The 21,150-nt window shown below is 70.5% G+C and carries 26 protein-coding genes; 14 read left to right on the forward strand and 12 right to left on the reverse strand.

Annotation, left to right across the window (positions count from 1 at the left end):
- Positions 1–69: 69 nt before the first annotated feature.
- Positions 70–636, reverse strand: a complete 567-nt coding sequence (locus ASF88_RS02225) for a TetR/AcrR family transcriptional regulator (RefSeq protein ID WP_055913638.1) — start codon at positions 634–636, stop codon at positions 70–72.
- A 157-nt stretch (positions 637–793) separates the two neighbouring features.
- On the opposite strand from ASF88_RS02225, the gene ASF88_RS02230 reads away from it, so the two are divergent.
- On the forward strand, positions 794–2,101 hold the full coding sequence (locus tag ASF88_RS02230; protein ID WP_055913641.1) for an MFS transporter: 1,308 nt from the start codon (positions 794–796) through the stop codon (positions 2,099–2,101).
- 17 nt (positions 2,102–2,118) lie between these two features.
- The gene (locus tag ASF88_RS02235; RefSeq protein ID WP_055913644.1) at positions 2,119–3,657 is read left to right on the forward strand and encodes a carboxylesterase/lipase family protein; all 1,539 of its coding nucleotides are present in this window, start codon (positions 2,119–2,121) and stop codon (positions 3,655–3,657) included.
- Positions 3,658–3,697: 40 nt separating this feature from the next.
- Here ASF88_RS02235 and ASF88_RS02240 read toward each other — a convergent pair whose 3' ends face one another.
- On the reverse strand, positions 3,698–3,931 hold the full coding sequence (locus tag ASF88_RS02240; RefSeq protein ID WP_442915013.1) for a hypothetical protein: 234 nt from the start codon (positions 3,929–3,931) through the stop codon (positions 3,698–3,700).
- A 202-nt stretch (positions 3,932–4,133) separates the two neighbouring features.
- Between ASF88_RS02240 and ASF88_RS02245 the strand changes: the two genes are divergently transcribed.
- Both ASF88_RS02245 and ASF88_RS02250 read left to right on the forward strand, forming a co-directional pair.
- Positions 4,134–4,550: a hypothetical protein gene (locus tag ASF88_RS02245; protein WP_055913647.1), complete on the forward strand. Its 417-nt coding sequence runs from the start codon at positions 4,134–4,136 to the stop codon at positions 4,548–4,550.
- A gap of 119 nt (positions 4,551–4,669) precedes the next feature.
- The gene (locus ASF88_RS02250) at positions 4,670–5,383 is read left to right on the forward strand and encodes an alpha/beta hydrolase (protein ID WP_055913650.1); all 714 of its coding nucleotides are present in this window, start codon (positions 4,670–4,672) and stop codon (positions 5,381–5,383) included.
- Here ASF88_RS02250 and ASF88_RS02255 read toward each other — a convergent pair.
- Positions 5,380–5,817 carry a VOC family protein gene (locus tag ASF88_RS02255; RefSeq protein ID WP_055913653.1) on the reverse strand — a complete coding sequence of 146 codons (438 nt, stop codon included), beginning with the start codon at positions 5,815–5,817 and terminating at the stop codon, positions 5,380–5,382. The genes ASF88_RS02250 and ASF88_RS02255 overlap by 4 nt on opposite strands.
- 36 nt (positions 5,818–5,853) lie before the next feature.
- Complete coding sequence (locus ASF88_RS02260) at positions 5,854–6,351, reverse strand: hypothetical protein (protein WP_055913655.1); 498 nt, start codon at positions 6,349–6,351, stop codon at positions 5,854–5,856.
- 83 nt (positions 6,352–6,434) lie between these two features.
- On the opposite strand from ASF88_RS02260, the gene ASF88_RS02265 reads away from it, so the two are divergent.
- Together ASF88_RS02265 and ASF88_RS02270 are read left to right on the forward strand one after the other, a co-directional pair.
- A complete protein-coding gene (locus tag ASF88_RS02265) occupies positions 6,435–7,088 on the forward strand; it encodes a hypothetical protein (RefSeq protein ID WP_055913659.1) in 654 nt (217 codons plus the stop codon).
- A 30-nt stretch (positions 7,089–7,118) separates the two neighbouring features.
- Complete coding sequence (locus tag ASF88_RS02270; RefSeq protein WP_055913662.1) at positions 7,119–7,793, forward strand: GAP family protein; 675 nt, start codon at positions 7,119–7,121, stop codon at positions 7,791–7,793.
- A gap of 63 nt (positions 7,794–7,856) precedes the next feature.
- On the opposite strand, the gene ASF88_RS02275 is transcribed toward ASF88_RS02270, so the two are convergent.
- Complete coding sequence (locus ASF88_RS02275; RefSeq protein ID WP_055916585.1) at positions 7,857–8,747, reverse strand: formylglycine-generating enzyme family protein; 891 nt, start codon at positions 8,745–8,747, stop codon at positions 7,857–7,859.
- Between the two features lie 236 nt (positions 8,748–8,983).
- On the opposite strand from ASF88_RS02275, the gene ASF88_RS02280 reads away from it, so the two are divergent.
- The 7 genes from ASF88_RS02280 to ASF88_RS02315 all read left to right on the forward strand — a co-directional run bounded on the left by ASF88_RS02280 (position 8,984) and on the right by ASF88_RS02315 (position 14,866).
- Positions 8,984–9,799, forward strand: coding sequence for an MBL fold metallo-hydrolase (locus ASF88_RS02280; RefSeq protein ID WP_055913665.1), 816 nt, complete (start codon positions 8,984–8,986; stop codon positions 9,797–9,799).
- A 1-nt stretch (position 9,800) separates the two neighbouring features.
- Positions 9,801–10,397: a GNAT family N-acetyltransferase gene (locus ASF88_RS02285; protein ID WP_055913668.1), complete on the forward strand. Its 597-nt coding sequence runs from the start codon at positions 9,801–9,803 to the stop codon at positions 10,395–10,397.
- A 22-nt stretch (positions 10,398–10,419) separates the two neighbouring features.
- Positions 10,420–10,761 carry an antibiotic biosynthesis monooxygenase family protein gene (locus ASF88_RS02290; RefSeq protein ID WP_055913671.1) on the forward strand — a complete coding sequence of 114 codons (342 nt, stop codon included), beginning with the start codon at positions 10,420–10,422 and terminating at the stop codon, positions 10,759–10,761.
- A 194-nt stretch (positions 10,762–10,955) separates the two neighbouring features.
- Positions 10,956–11,897 (forward strand): patatin-like phospholipase family protein, encoded by a 942-nt coding sequence (locus tag ASF88_RS02295; protein ID WP_055913673.1) that lies wholly within the window; start codon positions 10,956–10,958, stop codon positions 11,895–11,897.
- 404 nt (positions 11,898–12,301) lie between these two features.
- Positions 12,302–12,874 (forward strand): alternate-type signal peptide domain-containing protein, encoded by a 573-nt coding sequence (locus tag ASF88_RS02300; protein ID WP_055913676.1) that lies wholly within the window; start codon positions 12,302–12,304, stop codon positions 12,872–12,874.
- Between the two features lie 121 nt (positions 12,875–12,995).
- The gene (locus tag ASF88_RS02310) at positions 12,996–14,285 is read left to right on the forward strand and encodes a hypothetical protein (RefSeq protein WP_157498163.1); all 1,290 of its coding nucleotides are present in this window, start codon (positions 12,996–12,998) and stop codon (positions 14,283–14,285) included.
- Positions 14,282–14,866, forward strand: coding sequence for a signal peptidase I (locus ASF88_RS02315; protein WP_055913685.1), 585 nt, complete (start codon positions 14,282–14,284; stop codon positions 14,864–14,866). Before ASF88_RS02310 ends, ASF88_RS02315 begins: the two co-directional genes overlap by 4 nt.
- A gap of 27 nt (positions 14,867–14,893) precedes the next feature.
- On the opposite strand, the gene ASF88_RS02320 is transcribed toward ASF88_RS02315, so the two are convergent.
- Together ASF88_RS02320 and ASF88_RS02325 are read right to left on the reverse strand one after the other, a co-directional pair.
- Positions 14,894–15,601: a hemerythrin domain-containing protein gene (locus tag ASF88_RS02320; protein WP_055913688.1), complete on the reverse strand. Its 708-nt coding sequence runs from the start codon at positions 15,599–15,601 to the stop codon at positions 14,894–14,896.
- A 54-nt stretch (positions 15,602–15,655) separates the two neighbouring features.
- Entirely contained in the window at positions 15,656–16,123 is a 468-nt protein-coding gene (locus ASF88_RS02325) for a MarR family transcriptional regulator (RefSeq protein ID WP_055913691.1), read from the reverse strand.
- A 73-nt stretch (positions 16,124–16,196) separates the two neighbouring features.
- Between ASF88_RS02325 and ASF88_RS02330 the strand changes: the two genes are divergently transcribed.
- Positions 16,197–17,096, forward strand: coding sequence for an alpha/beta fold hydrolase (locus tag ASF88_RS02330; protein ID WP_055913694.1), 900 nt, complete (start codon positions 16,197–16,199; stop codon positions 17,094–17,096).
- 78 nt (positions 17,097–17,174) lie between these two features.
- Here ASF88_RS02330 and ASF88_RS02335 read toward each other — a convergent pair whose 3' ends face one another.
- Genes ASF88_RS02335 through ASF88_RS02350 form a run of 5 tightly spaced genes read right to left on the reverse strand, consistent with a single transcriptional unit; the run spans position 17,175 to position 21,124 of the window.
- A complete protein-coding gene (locus ASF88_RS02335) occupies positions 17,175–17,990 on the reverse strand; it encodes an ABC transporter permease (protein WP_055913697.1) in 816 nt (271 codons plus the stop codon).
- Entirely contained in the window at positions 17,987–18,805 is an 819-nt protein-coding gene (locus ASF88_RS02340) for an ABC transporter permease (protein WP_235493243.1), read from the reverse strand. The genes ASF88_RS02335 and ASF88_RS02340 overlap by 4 nt, the downstream gene beginning before the upstream one ends.
- The gene (locus tag ASF88_RS20865) at positions 18,802–19,056 is read right to left on the reverse strand and encodes a hypothetical protein (RefSeq protein WP_235493244.1); all 255 of its coding nucleotides are present in this window, start codon (positions 19,054–19,056) and stop codon (positions 18,802–18,804) included. Before ASF88_RS20865 ends, ASF88_RS02340 begins: the two co-directional genes overlap by 4 nt.
- Entirely contained in the window at positions 19,026–20,009 is a 984-nt protein-coding gene (locus ASF88_RS02345; RefSeq protein ID WP_235493245.1) for an extracellular solute-binding protein, read from the reverse strand. The genes ASF88_RS20865 and ASF88_RS02345 overlap by 31 nt, the downstream gene beginning before the upstream one ends.
- A complete protein-coding gene (locus ASF88_RS02350) occupies positions 20,006–21,124 on the reverse strand; it encodes an ABC transporter ATP-binding protein (protein ID WP_235493246.1) in 1,119 nt (372 codons plus the stop codon). Before ASF88_RS02350 ends, ASF88_RS02345 begins: the two co-directional genes overlap by 4 nt.
- Positions 21,125–21,150: the final 26 nt, after the last annotated feature.

The following is a 21,150-nucleotide window of genomic DNA, read 5'->3' on the forward strand; positions in this document are numbered from 1 at the left end:
GGCGCGACATTCGTGACGAATGTCGCTTTTCGTGCCACGAAACACGCCATTCGTGACGAAGGTCGCGCCTCAGGGCCGCAGCAGCGCGAAGAACTGCTCGACGTCGGCGGCCATGTCGATCGTCGGGTCGAGGATCCACGCGTTCTGGAGGCCGTCGGCGAGGGCGTGACCGGCGCGGATGATCCAGTCCGGGTCCAGGTCGGCGCGGAGGCGCCCGGCGCGCTGCTCGGCGACGAAGGCCTCCCGGGCCGCCGCGTGCACGGTCTCGGTGCGATCGAGGAAGAAGGCACGGGCCGGGTGACCGTCGTCGCCCGCCTCCGCCGCGAGCCGCGTGTAGAGCTCGACGAGCCCGGGCACCTGCGCGTTGTGCCGGATGATCTCGACCAACGATTGCTCGAAGCCTGCGTCGGGGAACTGCTGGACGTCGTGCTCGTCGCGAGCGCGAAGGATCTCGACGAACAGCTGCTCCTTGGAGCCGAAGTAGTGCAGGAGGCCCGCCGGGCTGAGGCCGACCGCGTCGGCGATCTCACGCACGGAGGCGCTGCGGTACCCGCGCTGGCCGATGATCTCGAGAGCGGCCTCGAGGATCTCCTCGCGTTTGACGACGCCTTTCGCGTACGCACCTCTCTTGGCCATGGGATCCAGGATAGGCGGTCAAACGCGAACGGAATCCGGTTTTCGAGCCGAAACCCTTGCAGCGTTCGGGTTTAGCTGCGACAATCGTCACGATCCAAATACCGAACATCGTTTGGTATTGCGATCGGCATCCGTCCCGCTCAATGAGGAGCTCCGCATGACCATGACCCCTCCCGATCCGGCCGCCGAGGTCGCGCCGACCGGCTTCATCAGCGCGCAGCAGCCCGCCGTCGGCCGGCCCGCGGCCAGCCCGCCCGCCACCAAGCGCCTGCTGCCCAGCCTGCTCGCCGCCTCCCTGACGCTCTTCGCCACCTACGGCGGACTCATCGCGATCCTGCTCCCCGTGCAGGTCGCGCTGCTCGACCCCGCGCACAAGGTGGGCAACCTCGCGATCGTGACCACGACCTCCTTCGTCTTCACCCTGTTCGCGCAGCCGCTCGCCGGCGCGTTCAGCGACCGCACGCGCTCCCGGTTCGGGCGCCGCGCTCCGTGGATGGTCGTCGGCGCGATCGTCGGCGGCATCTTCCTGTTCGGGCTCGGCTCGCTCAGCGACCTGCTCTGGATCACGGTCTTCTGGGTCGTCATCCAGGTCGCGCTGAACTTCCTGCAGGCCCCGCTCACCACGATCACGGCCGATCGCTTCCCGCGTTCGAAGCGTGGAGGCGCGAGCGCCATGATCGGCCTCGGCACCCAGCTCGGCATGACCATCGGCGTCATGCTCGCCGGTGCCTTCGCCCAGCAGGTCGGCGTCGGGTACTCGATCTTCGGCGGCGCCGTCATCGTCGTCACGGTGCTGTTCGTGCTGATCAACCGCGACTGGTCGTCGAAGGACTCCACGGTCGAACCGTTCCGCTGGGGCGCGTTCTTCTCGGGCTTCTGGATCAACCCGCGCAAGCACCCGGACTTCTTCTGGGCCTTCACCGCGCGGTTCCTCCTGATCCTTGGCTACTTCGTCGTCTCGACCTACCAGCTCTACATCCTCACCGACTACATCAAGCTCTCGCTGCAGGCGGCGACGGGCGCGGTCATCACGCTGACGCTCGTGGCCTTCGTGCCGACCCTGATCGCGATCGTGGTCTCGGGATGGTGGAGCGACCGGGCGGGGCGCCGCAAGGTGTTCATCTACACCGCGACCGTGGTCATGGCGATCGGGCTTGCCATGCCGCTCCTCATGCCGAACCTGACCGGGATGATCGCGATGAGCGTCATCAACGGCATCGGCTTCGGCCTCTACATGTCCGTGGACGCGGCGCTGATGACAGAGGTGCTGCCGAACGAGGGCGGCGCCGCCGGCAAGGATCTCGGCATCCTCAACGTCGCGACCAACATCCCGCAGGCGCTCAGCGCGCCGATCGCCGCGATCATCATCGGGTCCCTCGGCGGATACCCGGTGCTGTTCGTCTTCGCGATCGTCTTCGCCATCCTCGGCGCGGTGGCCACCGCTCCGATCAAGAGCGTCAAGTGAAAGGCAGAATGATGGTGATGGAGAACACGCAGACCCCTCTCGACCCGGAGGCGACGGCCGAAGAGGCCGCGCACCCGGAGGTGCAGACGCTCGCCGGACCCGTGCGCGGGCGATGGAAGGACACCACCCCGCCCGGATCGGGCGCCCGCGGCGCCCTGCGCTCGGCGGCGTTCCTGGGCATCCCGTTCGCCGAGGCCCCGGTCGGTGAGCTGCGATTCGCGGCGCCGGTGCCGAAGGCTCCGTGGGAGGGCGTGCTCGACGCTGCGTCGTTCGGACCCACCGCGCAGCGCGGCGACCCGGGTGTGACGCTCATCCCCGAGCCGAGCGTGCCGGGGGAATCGACGCTGAACGTCAACGTGCACACGCCCAGCCCCGAGCGGGCGACGGACGGCGACGGCCTCCCCGTGCTCGTGTACATCCACGGGGGCGGCTATTTCGCGGGCTCGCCGGCGAGCCCCTGGTACGACGGGCGCAACTTCAACCGCGACGGCGTCGTGACCGTCACGATCTCGTACCGGCTGGGCTTCGACGGTTTCGGCTGGATCGAGGACGCGCCGTCGAACCGCGGCGTGCGTGACTGGCTGCTGGCGCTGGAGTGGGTGCAGCAGAACATCGCGGCGTTCGGCGGCGACCCGGCCCGCGTCACGATCGCTGGCCAGTCGGCCGGCGGAGGCGCTGTGCTGACGCTGCTCGGCATGGAGAAGGCGCAGCACCTGTTCCACTCCGTCTACGCGATCTCGGGCGCGCTCGCCGACGTGACCCCGGAGAAGTCGGAGGCGTTCGGACGCGCGCTCGCCGCGACCGCCGGCGTCGAGCCGACCCGCGCCGGCTGGTCGACGCTCGACGAGGAGCGCATCCTCGAGCTGCAGAAGAAGGCGACGGAACTCGGACCCGACGCGCTGAACGAGGTCGTCGACGGCGGCCTCCCGCTCGGCCCGACGATCGACGGCGACCTCCTCGTGCGCTCCACGCCGGAGTCGCTGCGGAACGGGGTCGGCGCGAGCAAGCCGCTCGTGCTCGGCGCCACCGACGACGAGTTCACGATGGCGATGGCCGACGCGGGCGCGAAGCTGGCGCTGGTGCCGAAGGGGATCCTGCTCGGCAAGCTCGGCGTGCCGAAGAGGGCGCAGAAGGCGTACCTGGAGGCGAACGCCGACGTCGTCGCGAAGGGCAAGGCCCGGCTGGCCGGCCGCGTGCTCACCGACCGGATGTTCCGGATCGCGGTGCTGAAGATCGTCGCCGACCGCGGAGCCGCGCCCACCTGGGTGTACCGGTTCGCGTGGCCGTCCGGGCACTTCGGCTTCGCGGAGCACTGCCTCGACGTGCCGTTCTTCTTCGACTGCCTGGACGGACCGGCCATGGAGCCGCTGGCGGGTCCGAACCCGCCTCAGGCGCTCGCCGACGAGCTGCACGCGGCCGCGGTCGCGTTCATCGCAGCCGGCGACCCGGGCTGGCCGCGGTACGACGACGCCTCCGCGCGCACCGTGCGCGTCTACGACGCCCGCACGCGCGACGAGGACGACGCCTACGGCTCGGTGCGGCCGCTGCTGACCTGAGGCGACCGGGCCTGAGGCGACCGGGCCGGGACGATCCGGCTCAGTTGAAGATCGCCCACTCGGCCCGGTCGAGAGTCATCGGCTGGCCTTGTGCGATCACCTGCCAGTGCTTGTCGTCGCGCCCGGCGTACTCGGCCAGGAGGGTCGTGTACTTCCAGTCGCCGGCGACGCGGTTCCAGTGGATGAGCGCGATGAGCTGCCCGTGCCGCAGGTACGGGACGGGTGAGGTCTCGTCGAGGTGCGGCTCGTGGTGGATGGACGGGTGCATGGTCACGGCATACCTCCCTGTCGCCGAGCACCGGTCCGTCGCCGACGGCGAGGGATGTGCCGGGTGTGCACAGTGTGATCCCTGAGCACGGCGCTCGGCTAGTGTCTTCGACACTCCGTGACCGGTTCGGAACCGAGCAGGATCGGAGAAGCGACGGGCCTGGCTCGCGGCCTAGGGTGAACTCAGGTCACGAGAGGGGAACGGAACCATGGCCGACACCACGTTCAGCAAAGAGGAGAAGGCCGCGATCAAGGCCGCGGTCGCCGAGAAGAAGGCGGCGCAGGAGGGCGCGGACGCCGCAGCCGCATGCGACGAGGCGATCGCCTCGATGACCGGCACCGACAAGGAGTTCGCGCAGGCGTTCCACCGGCTGGTCGCCGAGAACACGCCGCTGGCCGCGAAGACCTGGTACGGGATGCCGGCGTACGCCGACGCCGCGGGCAAAGTCGTCGTCGCCTTCAAGCCGGGATCGAAGTTCAAGATCCGCTACGCGACGATCGAGTTCCAGCAGGCGGCCCAGCTCGACGACGGCGGCCTGTGGCCGGTGGGATACGCGATCACCAGCATGACCGCTGCGGACGAGGAGCGGATCGCCGCGATCCTGCGCACAGCCGTCGGGCGCTGACCGCGCGTTCACGTCGAATTCTCTTGCCACCGGGCATGAGGAGACCTCAGGATGGCGCCGTGGAGGCCGCCCACGTCGGTGGCCTTACGGAACCACGTCAACCACCTGAGGAGAGACTCATGCCCGCACTGCCCACGATCGTCCTCGTTCACGGCGCCTTCGCTGACGCCTCCGGCTACGCCGGCATCATCACCGAACTCGAGGGATCCGGCTACACCGTGGTCGCACCGCCGAACCCGCTGCGCGGCCTCCTGAACGACGGCGAGTCGGTGCGGCGCGTCGTCTCCGCCATCGACGGTCCCGTCGTGCTCGTCGGCCATTCCTACGGCGGCGCGGTGATCGGTCAGGCCTCGGCCGGGCTGAGCAACGTGAAGGCGCTGGTCTTCCTCGCCGCGTTCGGGCTGGAGGTGGGTGAGAGCGCGGTGAGCGCGCAGCAGCCCTACCCGGCGCCGCTGCTGGCGACCGAGAACGAGCCGACGCCGTACGACGCGGTGGGGGCGCCCGGAGGCCCGGAGATCTACGTGAAGAAGGAGCGCTTCAAGGAGGTGTTCTGCGGCGACTCCTCCGATGCCGTCGCCGCCGTCCTCTACGCCACGCAGCGTCCGCTGGCGGTGGCGGCGCTCACCGAGCAGGCCACGGGGGCCGGCTGGCACGACATCCCGAGCTGGTTCCTGGTGTCCGACAAGGACAACGCCATCTCGCCGGAGGCCGAGGCGGCCTGGGCGCAGCGCATGGGCGCGACCACGGAGCACATCGACGGTTCGCACACGGCCTTCACCGTGCAGTCCGGCCGGGTGGCGGCGTTCATCCGGGCGGCAGCGGAGAACAGCTAGCCCTTCTGCAGCTCCTCGGCCAGCATCACCAGGATGCCGCTCGGACCACGGAGGTAGGTCAGCTTGTAGATGTCCTGGTAGGTCGCGACGCCGCGCAACGGGTAGCAGCCGTGCGCGGCCGCGACCTCCAGGGCCGCGTCGATGTCGTCGACCGCGAACGCGACTCGGTGCATGCCGATCTCGTTGGGGAGCGTCGGCTCGGTCTCGATGGCGTCGGGGTGGAGGTACTCGAACAGCTCCAGCTTGCCGTGGCCGTCCGGTGTCTGCAGCAGAGCGATCTTGGCGTGGTTGCCGTCGAGGCCGACGGCGGTGTCCGTCCACTCGCCGCTGACGGTGTCACGGCCGACGACCTCCAGACCGAGGTCGGTGAAGAAGGCGATGGTCGCTTCGAGGTCGCGCACCGCGATGCCGACGTTGTCGAGTCTGATGGCCATGGGGTGCATGCTACTCAGCCTCCGGGATGGAGCGGCTCACGGGTTGTGCGTGATCGTCAGCTCGGGCGCGCTGAACGGGAACGGAAAGATGATCGTTCCGCCGCTGGTCAGCGACTCGTGCGGGACGAGGAACAGCCACGCCATCCCGATGAACCCCGCGACCAACGCGAGAGCGATGGTGAGGGTGGCGGCGCGATCGAGCGTGCGGAGCGCGTCCGCGACCGTGGAGGCCTGGCGGGCGACCCGGCCGATCGCGACGAACAGGATGACCGCGAACGCGGCGTAGACGATCCAGCTCGGGCGCACGACGAGGTTCGCGCACGTGACCTGCGTGGTGCCGGAGTCACCGCCGCCGGGGGAGTCCGAGCATGTCCCGATGCTCCCGGTGCTGAGCAGCGTGTACACCGCGGCGGCGGCGGCCCCCGTGATCAGCACCCGGCGCAGCCGCACCAGGATCGGGCCGGCGGGAAGCCGCGACAGCTCCCCGGTCTCGACCGTCGACGTCCCCGTCGTCCGCATCACGTTGTCCCCCATCGTGTCGGCGTCTGCACCGATCCTGGCATGGATTCGGCTCCGGATGCTTGCGCATCCACGCGCCGAACGGCCAGTCTGTCCCCATGGGGGAATCCGGGACACTCGGCCGCACGTCGACAGTGACGCTGACCTGGGGAGGTGCCGGACTCGCGGTGGCGGCGGTGTTCCCGCTGCTCTCGAACGCCGCCTTCCTGATTCCCGCCGTCGACGTCTCCTGGATCTACGCGAATTATCCCGTCGTCGGAGGGCTGTCGGCGATCGCCCTGATCGCCGCCTGCATCGTGCTCGCCATCGGGCTGCGCGGCGAGACGGGCATCGTGGGAACATCGGTCGTCGGAAAGCTCGCGCTCATCGTGTTCGGTGTCACGCACACCCTCTCCACCGGGTACTTCTCGTGGCCGGCGCCGAGCGCCGTCGCGGCGCCCGCGGTGCTCGTCGTCTGGTCCTCGCTGATCTGGGGGATCGACGTGCTGTCTCTGATCGCGCTGGCTGTCGCCGCGTTCGCGGTCGTCCGCGCCGGCGTGCTCCGCGGTCCCGCTCGCTGGGCGCTGCTCGCGTTCGCCGTGACGACGGTGGTCGCCCTCCTCGTCAGCACCCTCCCGGTCATCGTTCTGATTCCGGTCTGGATGGGCGCACTGATCGCCTCGCAGGCGCTCCAGCTCGCGACCGGAGTCCTCTACATCGTCGAGGGGCAGCGCGCGCGGCGCGGGGACGGGCTGCGCGCCGCCTCCGCGTAGGCGGCGACGCTGTCGCAGGCGGAGGACGGGATGCTCGCGGTCGTCGGTGCCATCCTCCCGCTCGCACTGGTCGTGTGGTTCAGCCCGACGCGCGTGATGGCGGCGACCGCTCTGCTGCTCTCCGGCCGGGCGCGGGCGGTTCCCGGCGCCTACGCGATCGGCTGGGTCGTGGGGATCGCCCTCTACATCGTGCTGTTCACCGTCTTCGGCGCCGCCATCGGGGCGATCCAGCTGCCCTCGCTGAAGAGCGACGCCTGGTTCCTCGACCCGATCGTCGCGCTCGTGATGTTCGGGTCGGCCGCCCTCGCCTGGCGGGCGCGCCCGCGGCCCGGCATCGAGCTACGACCTCCGCGGCTCTCGCGGATGATCGGCCGGCTCACGCCGTGGTCGGCGCTGGGGCTCGGGCTCGTCCTCTCGATCGTCAGCCCCCTGCACCTCGCGGTCGCGGCGGCTGTCGGCGTCGACATCGCGACCGGTGGCCTCGCCGCCGCCGCCCAGCTCGTAGTGGTCGTCGTGTTCGTGCTGCTCAGCACCAGCTCGGTGACCATCCCGGTCGGTGCCGCGATCGTCGCACCCGACCGGGCGGAGGCCCCGCTACGGCGGCTGCAGACCTGGCTCGCCGAACACGGAACCACCCTGCTGGTCGTGGTGCTGCTGGTGATCGGGGTCGACTTCGTGGGGCGCTGGATCGCGGCGGTGCTCTGACGGCGGCGGTCGTGCTCAGGCGGGGGGTGCGCTCGCGTTGGTCAGCTCAGGCGTCGGTCGTTCTCAGGCGTCGGCGGCGCATCGGAACCCGATGTGCGACATCCCGGTGTCCTCCGCTTGCGGTGACCGCGCCGCCGGGCGGAACCGCAGGCAGTACTCCGGCGAGCACAGGAACGAGCCGCCCTTGAGCACGCGCCGCGGGATGGTCTCGCCCTCGTGCGCGCTCGCCGTCGCGAGCAGGTTCTGCCGCTTGCCGGCGTCGACGGGATTGTCGCTCAGTCGCACGTGCCGGGGCGTGTAGTAGTCGGTCGTCCACTCCCAGACGTTGCCGATCAGGTCGTAGACCCCGAAACCGTTCGCGGGATACGAGCCGACCGCTGCGGTGCCGCCGACCCCGTGGTTGTCGTAGGGGAAGCGGCCCAGCCAGGAGTTGGCCTGCGGCACACCGCCGGGGTAGGGCTCCTCGCCCCACGCGAACCGTGCGCCGGCGACGCCTCCGCGGGAGGCGAACTCGTGCTCGGCCTCCGTCGGCAGCCGCTTGTCCGCCCAGGCGGCGTAGGTCTGGGCGTCCTCGAACGCGATGTGCACGACGGGATGGTGCAGCCGGTCGTCGATCGCCGAGCCGGGACCGAAGGGCGCCCGCCAGGAGGCGCCGGGCTGCCACCTCCACCAGTTGCGCCAGTCGCCGAGGTCGACGGGACCTGCGGTCGGCGTGAAGACCATGGCACCGGGTACGAGATCCTCCGGCGCGACGCCGGGGTAGTCGGCGGCCGCCATCGGACGTTCGGCGACGGTGACGTACCCGGTGTCGGCGACGAAGCGCGCGTAGTCCTCGTTCGTGACCTGGTAGCGGTCGATGAGGAAGGAGGCGACCTCCCGTTCGACGACGGGCTGTTCGTCCGGGTAGAACTCGGCGGACCCCATCGCGAACGTGCCGCCCTCGATCAGGACCATCTCTCTGCCGTCGTCGGTCACGCGATCACCGTATCAGCGCGCACGCCGCCCCCGGCAGGCCCGGCCGGGAGGTGTGGATGACGTGCGCGGGGCCGCGCTTGTGGACCGCAGGAGACACGCCCGAGGATCTCCTGTCAGAGGGTGTCTGGAAGGAGATCACGGGCGTGTCGCGCCCGGATCTCCTTTCTGCGGGAGGGGCAGGGGCCCGGTAGGAGGGCGCGGGGTAGGTTGGTGCCGTGCTGAGCGAAGTGGCTGACGGGGTGCTCGTCTATACCAGCGCGTGGTGTCAGACCAACGCGGTGGTCGTCGTGGGGGAGTCGGGGGTGCTGGTCATCGACCCGGGCATCCACGAGGGCGAGATCCTCGAGCTCGCCGGCGACCTCCAGCGGGCCGGTCATACGGTCGTCGCGGGATTCGCGACGCACCCGCACTGGGACCATCTGCTGTGGCATCCCGCGCTCGGCGAAGTCGACCACTGGGCGACGGCGCTCGCCGCGGACACCGCGCGCCGGCGGCTCGCGGCCGGGATCGACGCGAAGCGGTTCGGCATCCCCGACGACGTGCGCCTCACCGGCCTCGGCGACGACATCACCGGTCTGGCCGCCGACGCCGACCGGATCCCCTGGGACGGCCCGACGGTGCGCGTCCTCGAGCACCGGGCGCACGCGCCCGGCCACGCGGGGCTCGTGATCGAAGCGGCGGGCGTGCTGGCGGCGGGCGACATGCTGTCCGACGTGTTCGTCCCGATGCTCGACCTGGCCGGCGCCGCGGACCCGCTCGGCGACTACCTCGCCGCGCTGCAGCTGCTGGAGGCCGAGGCGGGCACCGCGACCGTCGTCATCCCGGGCCACGGCTCGGTCGGAGGCGCGTCCGACCTGCGCGACCGCCTCGCCCGCGACCGGGCCTACGTGGAGGCCCTCGCTGACGGCTACGAGCCGCACGACCCGCGCGTCGAGTCGCCGCGCGGGGGCTGGGAGTTCGTGCGCGGCGTGCACGAACGTCAGCTCGACCAGCTGTCGATCCCGCACACGTCGCCGCCAGCGGAGTCGTGACGTGGCGTCCTTCGGCGATCCGGGCGCGACCGTGCCGGTCGCGCTGAGACACGAGCGCTTCGTGCTGCGCCCGATCCGCACCGACGACGCTGCGGACGACTTCGCGGCGCTGATGGAGACGCGCGAGCTGCTCCGCCGGTGGGAGCAGTCGGAGTGGCCCGCCGACGACTTCACCGTGGAGGCGAACCGGGAGGACCTCGCCGGCCTCCAGCAGCGGCACGACGAACACCGCGCCTACACCTTCACGGTGCGCGACCCGGGGGACACCGTCTGCCTCGGCTGCGTCTACCTGTTCCCGACGACGGCGAGCTTCCTGGCAAGATCGACGGTCGCGCCCGTGGGTGGCGAGGCGTGGAACGACGTCGATGCCGTCGCCTACTTCTGGGTACGGCTGTCGCAGCTGGAGGCCGGCCTCGACCGGGCGCTGCTCGGCGCGCTACGCGCATGGTTGCGCGACGACTGGGGTTTCGAGAGGGTCGTCTTCGTCACCAACGAGCAGTTCGAGCAGCAGGTGCGCCTCCTGGCGCACACCGACCTCGCCGTCCGTTTCGAGCTGCGCGAGCCGGGCAAGGCGGGGACGTACCTGGCGTTCGGATGAGCGCGCTCCTTATGCTGCTCGCATGACCGGCACGACCTACACCTCCACGTTCATCTTCGCGACGAAGCCGTACGACGATGAGTTCCATCGGCTCAACGACGAGATCGCCGAGCGCGCCCGCAGCATCCCGGGCTTCCTCGGCGAGGAGGCGTGGGAGAACGCAGAGACCGGTCTGCACTCGGAGGTCTACTACTGGGAGAGCCTGGAGGCCCTCCACCAGCTGATCGGCATGGATACGCACCGGGAGGCGAAGCGCCTCCACGAACGCTGGATCGGCTCGTACCGGGTCGTGATCGGGGAGGTGCTCAGCACGTACGGGCAGGCGGGGCTGGGGCTGGAGCACGTGCCGGCGCCGGCGCCCTGAGACGGTGGTTTGCGGTGGCCCGCGCGCGCGACTATCGTTCAAGCGTTCGTCCGTACGCGCTGCCGTAGCGCGCCAGCAGAGGAGGTGAGTCCGATTTCCATCAACAGTCGGGTGCTCGCCCCCTTGCGCCGCAGCCTCTAGCGCTGCGTCGTCGATCCGCGGGTGCCCTTGCACTTCTCCCGAAGGATCACGACATGGATCAGAACCACGAACCGCACTCTTCTCACGACGTCGCCCTCGTCCTCGGCGGCGGGGGAGCCGCAGGCAATGCCTGGCAGATGGGCGTCATCGCCGGTCTGGCCGACGCCGGCCACGACCTGACCGAACTCGCCGACCTGGTGATCGGCACCTCCGCCGGCTCCACCGCGGCGGCAGGCGTCCGCAGCGGGATGCCGGCCGCCGACCTGTACGCCGCCGCGCTGGTGGCATCGGCCCGGCCGAGCGGCGCCCCGCAGAGCCCGGCCCAGCGGCCGGCCTCCATCCCGCAACAGGAGCTGTTCGAACGACTGCGCGCCATCGGCGCCGCGGCCTCCTCGGCGGAGGAACTGCACAGGGCGCTCGGCGCCTTCGCCCTGGAGAGCGATGACGTGCTCCGCCCCGGCGCCGAGCAGCGGCGCGCGCTCGTCGCCTCCCGGCTCCCGAGCCAGCGCTGGCCGGAGCGCCCCATGCTCGTCGTCGCGCTCAACGCGCACACCGGCGAGCTGGTCGCCTTCGACCGCGACTCCGGCGTGCAACTGGCCGACGCCGTCACTGCGAGCACCGCGCTGCCGGGCGGCACCGCCACGCACGTCGTGGACGGCGTCCACTACATCAACGGAGGGGTCCGCTCGGCCGAGAACGCCGACCTGGCGGCCGGCTACGCGACCGTGATCGTGCTGTCGCCGTTCGGTGGCGCGGACTGGGTCCGCCCCGGCCAGTTCGAGGGCATCCGGCGCTTCCCGGGCTACGAGCTCGCCGACCAGGTGGAGGCGCTGCGGGCGCAGGGCAGCCGGGTCGTCGTGATCACGCCCGACGCGGCCTCCCTGGAGGCCATGGGCACCAACCAGATGGACCCGGCGACGCGCCCGCCCTCGGCCCGCGCCGGCTTCGCGCAGGGCCGGCGCGAGGCGCGGCGCATCACGGAGCCGGCGGTGTAGCTGCGTCCGCAACTCCGGAGATCCGCGTCGCCCGACGTGGATTCTCCGGAGTTACGGGCGGTCCGCCGGCGCGCCGCCGCCCTTCTCCGGATGAGCCGCAGCGCCCCCGATCAGGCCCCCTCGTTCTGGGTGTACCCCACCTGTTGTCCTCCATTTGACCGACACGCTAGTGTCGGCGTCGAGCCGGTGCGACCTACCCGAAAATCGGTCGCAGGTGGCTCGTCGACGGGGATCCGACCCTCCCCGCTGGAGCACAGCACCACGCCCGACCTAGAGGGCGGCCCTGACTGACGGGGCACTCCGCATCACCGACGTCGACCCGAACGACGTGCCTGTGACGCGCTCATCGTCGAGCGCGCTCGCGCCTGCCGGGACTCGACCCGAACAGAATGTGAGCACACCCCATGAACAGGTTCACCAAGGGCGCCATCGCCGGAGCCGTGGGCATCGCCCTCCTCCTCACCGGCGCCGGATCCTTCGCCCTCTGGAACGGCTCGGCCACGGCCGCCGCCGGAACCGTGCAGTCCGGCACGATCACCATCGTCCCGAACGGCACCGGCAGCTGGACGGCCGCGCACGGCAGCGGCGCGGCCTCCCCGATCACCATCTCCAGCTTCCGCGCCGTCCCCGGCGACGTGCTGACCTTCACCCAGAAGGTCGACCTCTCGGCGACCGGCGACAACCTGAGCGCGCTGCTCACCGTCGACCCGACCTCCATCAAGGCCGGCACCGGCACCGCGAGCGCTCAGCTCGCCGCCGCGCTGACCAGCGGGATGACCGTCACCATCCCGGGCACCCTGCCGACCGGCATCACCGCGACGGCCACGCCGAACACGTACAAGGTCGCCGGCCTGGCTGCCACCACCACGGTCACCGTGGTCGTGACGCTGCCCTTCGACCCCACCACCTCGGGCACCACCGCCCAGGGCGGCACGGTCGACCTCACCAAGCTGGCGATCACGCTGCAGCAGCAGTAGCCGGGCGCGAGCGACGCGGCGGAGGCGCGAAGTCATGGCGGGCGGCCGGAGGGGCGCGAGGCACCGGGCGGACAACCGCCCGGGCCTCCGGTCTCCGGCTGCTCGCCGGCGCCTTCCGCTCGTGCTCGCAGGGGCTGCCGCTCTGATCGCGTTGACAGCGTTCGCCGGCCTGCCCGGCGGAGGCAGCTACGCCCTCTGGAACGGAGCCGCCTCCTCCAACGGCGGCACGGTCACGGGAGGCACGGTCTCGCTCACAGAGACGATGGGGCCGACGCTCGCGTTCACCTTCCGCTCGGGGCAGACCACCACGACGGGAGGCGTGGTCGTCACCAACACGGGCACGGTCACCAGCTCGCTGAGCTCGGTCGTGACCCTCGGGTCCGGCAGCTCGTCGGCGCTCGCGCGCGCCATCGGGATCACCGTGTGGCCGGTGGCGAGCGTCGCATCCTGCACGGCGGCGGCGACGGCGCCCTCCGGCGCGTACACCTCCACCTGGGCGTCGGCCGCTGGCATCCCGCTCACCGGCACGATCGCGCCCGGCGCGACGAGCGCGTACTGCATCCGCTCGGCGATGAACGTCGCCTCCGCCTCCGGGATCGCCGGCGGCTCGGCCGTGGCGCTGACCATCACGTCGGTCGTCACGGCGGGCACCTGGACGAGCAGCGCGTCGGTCAGCTCGACGCAGTCGTTCACCGACGACATCGCGCCAGCGACGCCGACGCTCTCGCTGACGTCGTCGACAGCGACCTCGGCGACCCTGGCGTTCTCGTCCACCGACAACGTCGGAGTCACGAGTTACCGGATCGCCCGAGACGGCGTGACCGTGGCCTCCGTCGCAGCCCCGGCGACGACGGCGACCCTCCCGCTGCCACCGGGCGACCACACGGTCACAGTCACGGCTGCCGACGCGGCCGGCAACGTCTCGGCGGCCTCCACCCCCGTCACCGTTTCGGCGCCGATCGTGTCCACCACCTGGTACGAGGTGGTCAGTGCGGCGACGGGTTTGTGCGCCGCGGTGCCGGCGACCGGACTCGGCAGCGGAACCGCCGTGAGCCAGACGGCCTGCGTCGCGACCACGGCCGCCGGCGGCCAGGCATGGACGCTGCCTGCGGCGAACACGACGGGAGCCGTGACCTCTTCCCGGCCGAGCCCGACCTCGCCGCTGTACTACTGGAGTGCCGCGGGCTCGCCTCCGAACGCCCTGGTGCAGCTGGGCATCAACGCGGGCCAGACCCGGGCCCAGTGGACGACCACTGCGCTGGTGAACGGACTCTTCCGGTTCGCGGTCACCCCCTCCGCCAACGGCACCACGGTCTGCCTCGACGCCGGCACCGGAGGCCAGCTGCGCGCCGCCACCTGCTCGGCGACGGCGGCGTCGCAGCAGTTCTCGCTCGTGGCGGTGACGCCGTGACCGCCGTGATGTCCCGCAGCCCCGGTCGGCGCTCCCGCCGCCGGCGACCGGAGACCCTCCTCGAGTACATCGGGATCGGCGTGAGCGCGGGCCTCCTCGGCCTCGTGCTGCTGCTCGCCACCGTGGCCATCGTGGTGCCTCGCCTCGCCGGCGCCGTGCCGGTGACCATCCTGACGTCATCGATGGAGCCGACCCTCCCTCCCGGGACCCTGGTCGTGGTGAAGCCGGTCGCCGCGGCCGACATCCGCGTCGGCGACGTCGTCACCTACCAGATCCGATCGGGACAGCCAGAGGTCATCTCCCACCGCGTCATCGCGATCACGCACTCCACGACTGGAGGCCTCACGTTCACGACCAAGGGCGACAACAACGCGAAGGCCGACCCGCCCGTGATCGCCGACCAGGTGCGCGGCGAGGTCTGGTACAGCATCCCGCTGCTCGGCTACGTGAACAGCGCCCTCGACCAGGGCCAGCGGTCCTGGATCCTCCCCGCCGTCGGCATCCTCCTGCTGGCCTATGCGGGCTTCCTCATCGTGCGGGGCGCCGTGGCCGCGGTGCGCGAGCGCGCTCGCGTCCCGTGACCCCGGAGCTCCCGACAGTGGCCCCGCTCACGCGCGCGGTGCCGCATCCCCCTCCAGCTCGGCGCGGTACTTCGCGTACTTCGCCGCCCCGACCCACCGCCAGAGCAGCGTCACCGGACCGGGGAGATGCTTCTTCATCCACTCGTCGCCGCCGTCGGGCTGGGAGGCGAGGATGGCGCCGAGCATGTTCCAGTTCTGGCCCTTGGGGGTGCTGGCCCGGCCGTGCTTGGCGAACCACTCCTCCTCCTGCTTGGTGATCGTGTACTCCATGACCGGGACGATGTTCGCCTCCTCGTCGGGGAGGTGCAGCGCGAGCGCGGTGTTGATCCCGTCGAGGGCGCTGTGCACGGGCGCGGCGGTGGTGGAGGCCGGAGCGGCCCTCCACGCGGGGAGCGCGGCGTCGAGCGCGTTCAGCTGCACGAGCATCGCCGCGTGCTGCTGCTTCATCCGCTCGACGTGCGCCGCGCAGGCGGGGGCGCGTTCGTCGATCGCCGGCCAGAGCCGTTCGTCCTCGGCCTCGTGGTGGGCGTGCAGCGACACCGAGATCAGCGAGAGCTGGGCCGCGACGACGTCCGCGTGAGCGGTGTCGCCGTCCGCGACGCCGTCGACCAGGCCGCGGGCTTCGCCGAACGAGTGCCGGAACAAGCGGTGGATCTCGATCATGCCGCTCGCGTCGCAGGTCTTCGGCCCGTCGAGGGGAGGCTCGCCCGACGCGGGGAGGGAGGTGGCTGACATGCGGGCACTCTACGTCGGCGGGGCGGGTCTGCGCGCTCCCCTTCGTCGTGCTCGCTAGTCGCTCTGCGCGAGCCGGTCGACGGCCTCCTGGGTGAGCGCGATCGCCTCCTCCTGGTAGCGCGTGAGGAATTCGAGCTGCTCGGTGGTCAGTGAGTCGTGCAACGCCCGGAACGCCTCTCCGATCCACTGGTAGACGTTCGGCCCCGAGGTCAGTACTTCGAAGTCGGCCGAGAGCAGCACTCGGCGCCGGTCGGCGGCGTCGGTCTCGCGGCGGGCGAACCCGCGCTGGATCAGGCGGTCGGCGATCCCGGTGACGGCTCCGGAGGTCAGCCCGAGCGCCGCGCCGAGCTGACCGGCGGTCTGCGGGCCGTTACGCATCAGCAGGTCGAGGGCCTTCATGTCGCTCACGCCGAGGCCGTAGCTCGCCGCCGCCCGCTGCTGGAAGAGCGCCGTCAGGCTCGCGGATTGCGCGCCCAGGTCGGTCAGCCGCGCGATCAGAGCGTCACGATTGTGTGCTTCCACTCTTGCAAACCTCTCATTTACTCATTATCTTAGTGACTAAGACAATTCTTCGTCGTCACGAAAGGCAGTTCCGATGTCCCGTACAGTCAGCACCGCACGACCCGCCGGCGGCCTCACCGCCCACCTCGTGTCCTCCGAGGATGGCACGCCGATCGAGTACTTCAGCACAGGAACCGGCCCCGGCCACGTCGTCGTGCACGGCACGATGCAGTCGGCCGCCAGCCAGAGCGAGCTGGCGGAGGCGCTCGGCGACACGTTCACCGTGCACCTGATCAACCGCCGCGGCCGCGGTCGCAGCGGTCCCTACCCGGCCCTGAGCGCGTACGACCCGGCCTCCGAGCTCGCCGACATCGAGGCGGTCGTCGCGGCCACCGGGGCGACGACCGTGCTGGGCATCAGTTCCGGCGCCATCCTCGCCGCGGAGGTCGGCCTCCGGCACCCGGAGCTCGCCGTGGTGCTCTTCGAGCCGGCTCTCGTCGCCGACGGGTCCCTCGACCTCGAGGGGTTCCTGCCTCGGTTCGACCCGGAGGTCGCGCGCGGCGACGTGGGGGCCTACATGGTCACCGCCCTGCTCGGCACGCAGATGGGGCCGGGCTTCCTCCGCTTCTTCCCGCGGCGGATGCTCGAGTCGAGCACCCGGAAGATGATCGCCAAGGACGCCGGCACGCTGCCGGTCGGCGGAGCCTCCATGACCGAACTCGCGGCCGGCGTGCCGTACGACATGCGCATCGTCGCCGAGCACGCCGACGACATCGAGCGCTATCGCGCGCTTCGCGGCACGGTCGTCCTCATCGGCGCCGCGAAGTCGCCCGGCTACCTGCGGCACGCCGTCGAGCGCCTCCACCAGCTGCTGCCCGGCGCCGCGACCGCCACGATCGACGGCGCCGGCCACTCGGCCACCCAGAACGCCGCCGACCGCGGCAAGCCGCAGGCCGTCGCAGCCGCGCTTCGCGCACACCTCCCCGTCCGCTGACCCTGGACATTCGTCACGAATGTCGAGATTCGTGGCACGAATCTGCGTTTTCGTGACGAAGGTCGGAGGCCGGGACGCCTACACGCGGCTCGACACCGAGTCGCCGGCGAGGCGCTGCGAGATCCACACCGGGATGATGGCGAGGATCGTCAGCACCGCCGCCACGACGTTCACGACCGGCGCCTGGTTCGGCCGGAACAGGTTCTGGAAGATCCAGATCGGGAGGGTCTGCACGGCCGGCCCCGCGGTGAACGTCGTCACCACGATCTCGTCGAAGCTCAGTGCGAACGCCAGCAGCACGCCGGCCGCGAGCGCACCGCGCACCTGCGGCAGCGTCACCCAGAGGAACGTCTGCCAGCCTCGGGCGCCGAGGTCGCCCGAGGCCTCCTCGAGGGAGGTCCCCATCCGCCGCAACCGCGCCTGCACGTTGTTGTAGACGATGACGATGCAGAACGTGGCGTGGCCGATGATGACGGTGGCCAGCCCCAGCGTCACCCCGACCGGGCCGAGCACGGTGGTGAAGGTCGACGCGAGCGCGATGCCGGTGACGATCCCCGGGAGGGTGATCGGCAGCACCACCAGGAAGTTGATGCTCTGGCGCCCGAAGAACCGGAACCGCTGGACGGCGAACGCGGCCATCGTCCCGAGCACCAGCGCGATCGCCGACGCGCACAGCCCGGCGATCACCGAGGTCGCGAGCGCGTCCGCGGCTCCGCGCGAGTGGAACGCGTCCACCCACCACTGCAGCGTGAACCCGGGAGGGGGGAACGAGAACGTGCGGGAGCTGTTGAACGAGTTCAGCACGATGAGCAGCAGCGGCACGTACAGGATGACGAGGCCGACGGCCATGCAGAGCCCGACTACGATGCGCGCGGGCGTCGAGAGCAGCTTCATACGTTCTCCAATGCGCCCGTGCGGCGGACCGCCAGCAGGTAGAGCACGACGGCGATCAGTGGGATGACCGAGAGAGCGGCCGCGAGCGGCTGGTTGTTCGCGGTGACCAGCTGGCCGTAGATCAGGTTGGCGAGCAGCTGCGTCTTGCCTCCCACGATCCCGACCGCGATGTAGTCGCCGAAGCTCAGCGCGAAGGTGAAGATCGAGCCGGCCACGATCGCGGGGAACACCAGGGGGAACGCGACCGTGCGGATCGTCCGCCAGGTCGACGCGCCGAGGTCGTAGCTCGCCTCGAAGAACGAGTCGGGGACCCGGTCGAAGCCGGCGTACACGGGGATGATCATGTACGGCAGCCAGAGGTAGGCCAGCGTCATGATCGTCGCCGGGAGGCCGAACCCGGGTGTGTAGCCTCCCGTCGCGACGGCGATCGGGCCTCCCGGCTCGACGAGGATGCGCCACGCGTACGCCTTGACCAGGTAGCTGGCCCAGAGCGGCGTCGTCACCGCCACGAGGTAGAGCGCGCGACGGCTCGGCCGGGCCACCTTCGCGATGTACAGAGCCATCGGGAAGGCGACCACGGCGTCGATGAGCGTCACGCCGAGCGCCACGAGCAGCGTGCGCAGCGCGACGGTCCCGTAGAGCGGGTCGGTGACCAGCGTCGCGTAGTTCTGGAGGGTGAAGGTCGGCTCCACCGCCCCCGTGAAGCCGTTCACCGTCCAGAAGGACGACACCAGGAGGACGGCGATCGAGCCGAGGTAGATGACGACGAGCCAGAGCAGGGGAGGCCCGAGCAGGAAGCCCAGGCGTGCTTTCATCCCTTGATCTCCTGCCACTTGCTGACCCATTCGCTGTAAGCGGTGCAGTTCGTGCCGCTGCCGTCGACGCACTTGGTCTGCGGCGTGGTCCAGTAGTGGATCTTGGACGCATAGTCGGCGTCGGTGGCGTGGTAGGTGGCGCAGAAGTTGGGGTCGGCGGTCTGCTCGCAGGCCTTCGTCTGGGCGGGGGCCTCACCGAACCACTCGGCGACCTCCGCGTTCACCTTCGGGGAGGTATCCAGTTCATCCACTGGTACATGCAGTTCGGGTGCTTCGACTTGGACGAGATCATCCAGGTGTCCGACCAGCCGGTGGAGCCTTCCTTCGGGACGGTCGTGCCGACCTGCACCTTGCCGTCGCTCTGGATCAGGTTCGCGATGACCTGCCACGAGGTGCCGACCTCGCTGCTGCCCGACTCGAATGACTGCACGGCCTTGGTGTAGTCCGACCAGTACTCCCCGACGGAGGCCTTCTGCTTCTTGAGCAGCGACACGGCGGCGTCGAGCTGCTTCTCGGTCAGCGAGTACGGGTCCTTGATGCCGAGCGACTTGTCGTGCGCCTGCAGGTAGAGGGCGGCGTCGGCGATGTAGATCGGCGAGTCGTAGGCCGTCACCTTGCCGGTGTACTTGGAGGCGTCGTCGAAGACGGCCGACCAGGAGTCCGGCGCCGGGGTGACCGTCGCCTTGTTGTACATGAGCACGTTCGCGCCCCAGCCGTGCGGGATTCCGTACATCTGCCCGTCGACCGAGTTCCACGCCTTGTTCTTCAGGAAGCTGGAGATCGTGGTGTAGTTCGGCACGAGCTTGGTGTTCACCGGCGCGACCTGGCCGCCGTAGACGAGACGCAGGGTGGCGTCTCCGGAGGCCGAGACGCCGTCGTAGTCGCCGGTGCGCATGAGCTGCACCATCTCATCGGAGGTGCCCGCGACCTTGGCGTTGACCTGGCAACCCGTGCTCTTCTCGAAGGGGGTGACCCAGTCGACGCTCGGATCGTTCGTGCCGTCTTCGGCGTAGCCCGCCCAGACGATGATGTTCAGCTGGCCCTCGTTGGACCCGAGCTTCTTCGCCATCGGGACGCTGGGGACCGAGCCCGCCGAGCCTCCCGAGTTGCCGCCGCCGGAGCAACCGGCGAGCACGAGGATGGCGGCGGAGACGGCCGCAACCGCGGCGGCCGAGCGCGCGAGGCGCTTCGTTCCACGAATCATGAGTCTTGCCTCTCTTCTACACCTCTGCTGCGAGGTACGTCTGCTGTTGCGGGCTCCGGCTCCGGCTCGGGCTCGGAGTCGGGGGACGCCGGGGCGAGCTCCCGGAGGTCGTCGTCGTTCCACGAGATGTGCACCCGGGTGCCGCGATCGAGTTCTGTGCGGTGGGTGCGGTCGTTGCGCTCCAGCACCGAGATGCGCAGACCGGCGTCGAGGTCGACCACGCGCCGGATGCTGTTGCCCGCGTACACCGACTCGACGAGCGTTCCGGCGGCGCTCGCCGTCCCGGCCAGGTCTGCGGCCTCGCCGACCGTGTGAAGCGCCAGCTTCTCGGGCCGGATCGAGTACTCGCCGCGCCGGGCGAGGATGCTCCAGGCGTGCTCCGGGCCGAACAGGTTGGAGGTCCCGACGAAGTCGGCGACGAACCGCGAGACCGGGTGCTCGTAGAGTTCGCGGGGGGTGCCGAGCTGCTCGATCCGGCCGTTGTTGAAGACCGCGATGCGGTCGGAGAGCGTGAGGGCCTCGTCCTGGTCGTGGGTGACGAAGACGAACGCGATGCCGAGCTCGTGCTGGAGCTGCTTGAGTTCGACCTGCATCTGCTGCCGGAGCTTGAGGTCGAGTGCGCCGAGCGGCTCGTCGAGCAGGAGCGCCTTGGGCTGCACGACCGTCGCGCGGGCGAGTGCCACGCGCTGTCGCTGACCGCCGGAGAGCTGGGCGGGCTTGCGATCGGCGAACCCCTCCAGCCGAACGGAGGCGAGCGCGTCGAGCGCCCTCCTGCGCCGCTCGGATCGTTTGACGCCGCGGACGCGCAGGCCGTACGCGACGTTGTCCACGACGGACATGTGCGGGAACAGCGCGTAGTCCTGAAAGACCGTGTTGACGTCGCGGGCGGCGGCCGGCTTGCTCGTCACGTCCTGCCCGAACAGCTCGATCGTGCCCGATGTCGGTTGCTCGAAGCCGGCGATGCAGCGCAGCACGGTGGTCTTCCCCGAGCCCGAAGGTCCGAGCATCGAGAAGAACTCGCCGGCGGCGATCTCCAGGTCGAGGTGGTCGACGGCGGCGACCGATCCGAAACGCTTGGTCAAACCGGTCAGCCTGATGGCGGGCTGCTCGCTCACATCCAGTCTCCTTCGACGGTGGGCGG

This window comes from Leifsonia sp. Leaf336, from assembly GCF_001423695.1.
GTDB lineage: Bacteria > Actinomycetota > Actinomycetes > Actinomycetales > Microbacteriaceae > Leifsonia.

Coding starts and splice junctions, on each gene's coding strand:
- ASF88_RS02225 (WP_055913638.1), bottom strand. CDS start 636: ATGGCCAAGAGAGGTGCGTACGCGAAAGGCGTCGTCAAACGCGAGGAG.
- ASF88_RS02230 (WP_055913641.1), top strand. CDS start 794: ATGACCATGACCCCTCCCGATCCGGCCGCCGAGGTCGCGCCGACCGGC.
- ASF88_RS02235 (WP_055913644.1), top strand. CDS start 2,119: ATGGAGAACACGCAGACCCCTCTCGACCCGGAGGCGACGGCCGAAGAG.
- ASF88_RS02245 (WP_055913647.1), top strand. CDS start 4,134: ATGGCCGACACCACGTTCAGCAAAGAGGAGAAGGCCGCGATCAAGGCC.
- ASF88_RS02250 (WP_055913650.1), top strand. CDS start 4,670: ATGCCCGCACTGCCCACGATCGTCCTCGTTCACGGCGCCTTCGCTGAC.
- ASF88_RS02255 (WP_055913653.1), bottom strand. CDS start 5,817: ATGGCCATCAGACTCGACAACGTCGGCATCGCGGTGCGCGACCTCGAA.
- ASF88_RS02260 (WP_055913655.1), bottom strand. CDS start 6,351: ATGGGGGACAACGTGATGCGGACGACGGGGACGTCGACGGTCGAGACC.
- ASF88_RS02265 (WP_055913659.1), top strand. CDS start 6,435: ATGGGGGAATCCGGGACACTCGGCCGCACGTCGACAGTGACGCTGACC.
- ASF88_RS02270 (WP_055913662.1), top strand. CDS start 7,119: ATGCTCGCGGTCGTCGGTGCCATCCTCCCGCTCGCACTGGTCGTGTGG.
- ASF88_RS02275 (WP_055916585.1), bottom strand. CDS start 8,747: ATGGTCCTGATCGAGGGCGGCACGTTCGCGATGGGGTCCGCCGAGTTC.
- ASF88_RS02290 (WP_055913671.1), top strand. CDS start 10,420: ATGACCGGCACGACCTACACCTCCACGTTCATCTTCGCGACGAAGCCG.
- ASF88_RS02295 (WP_055913673.1), top strand. CDS start 10,956: ATGGATCAGAACCACGAACCGCACTCTTCTCACGACGTCGCCCTCGTC.
- ASF88_RS02300 (WP_055913676.1), top strand. CDS start 12,302: ATGAACAGGTTCACCAAGGGCGCCATCGCCGGAGCCGTGGGCATCGCC.
- ASF88_RS02320 (WP_055913688.1), bottom strand. CDS start 15,601: ATGTCAGCCACCTCCCTCCCCGCGTCGGGCGAGCCTCCCCTCGACGGG.
- ASF88_RS02330 (WP_055913694.1), top strand. CDS start 16,197: ATGTCCCGTACAGTCAGCACCGCACGACCCGCCGGCGGCCTCACCGCC.
- ASF88_RS02335 (WP_055913697.1), bottom strand. CDS start 17,990: ATGAAGCTGCTCTCGACGCCCGCGCGCATCGTAGTCGGGCTCTGCATG.
- ASF88_RS02340 (WP_235493243.1), bottom strand. CDS start 18,805: ATGAAAGCACGCCTGGGCTTCCTGCTCGGGCCTCCCCTGCTCTGGCTC.
- ASF88_RS02345 (WP_235493245.1), bottom strand. CDS start 20,009: ATGATTCGTGGAACGAAGCGCCTCGCGCGCTCGGCCGCCGCGGTTGCG.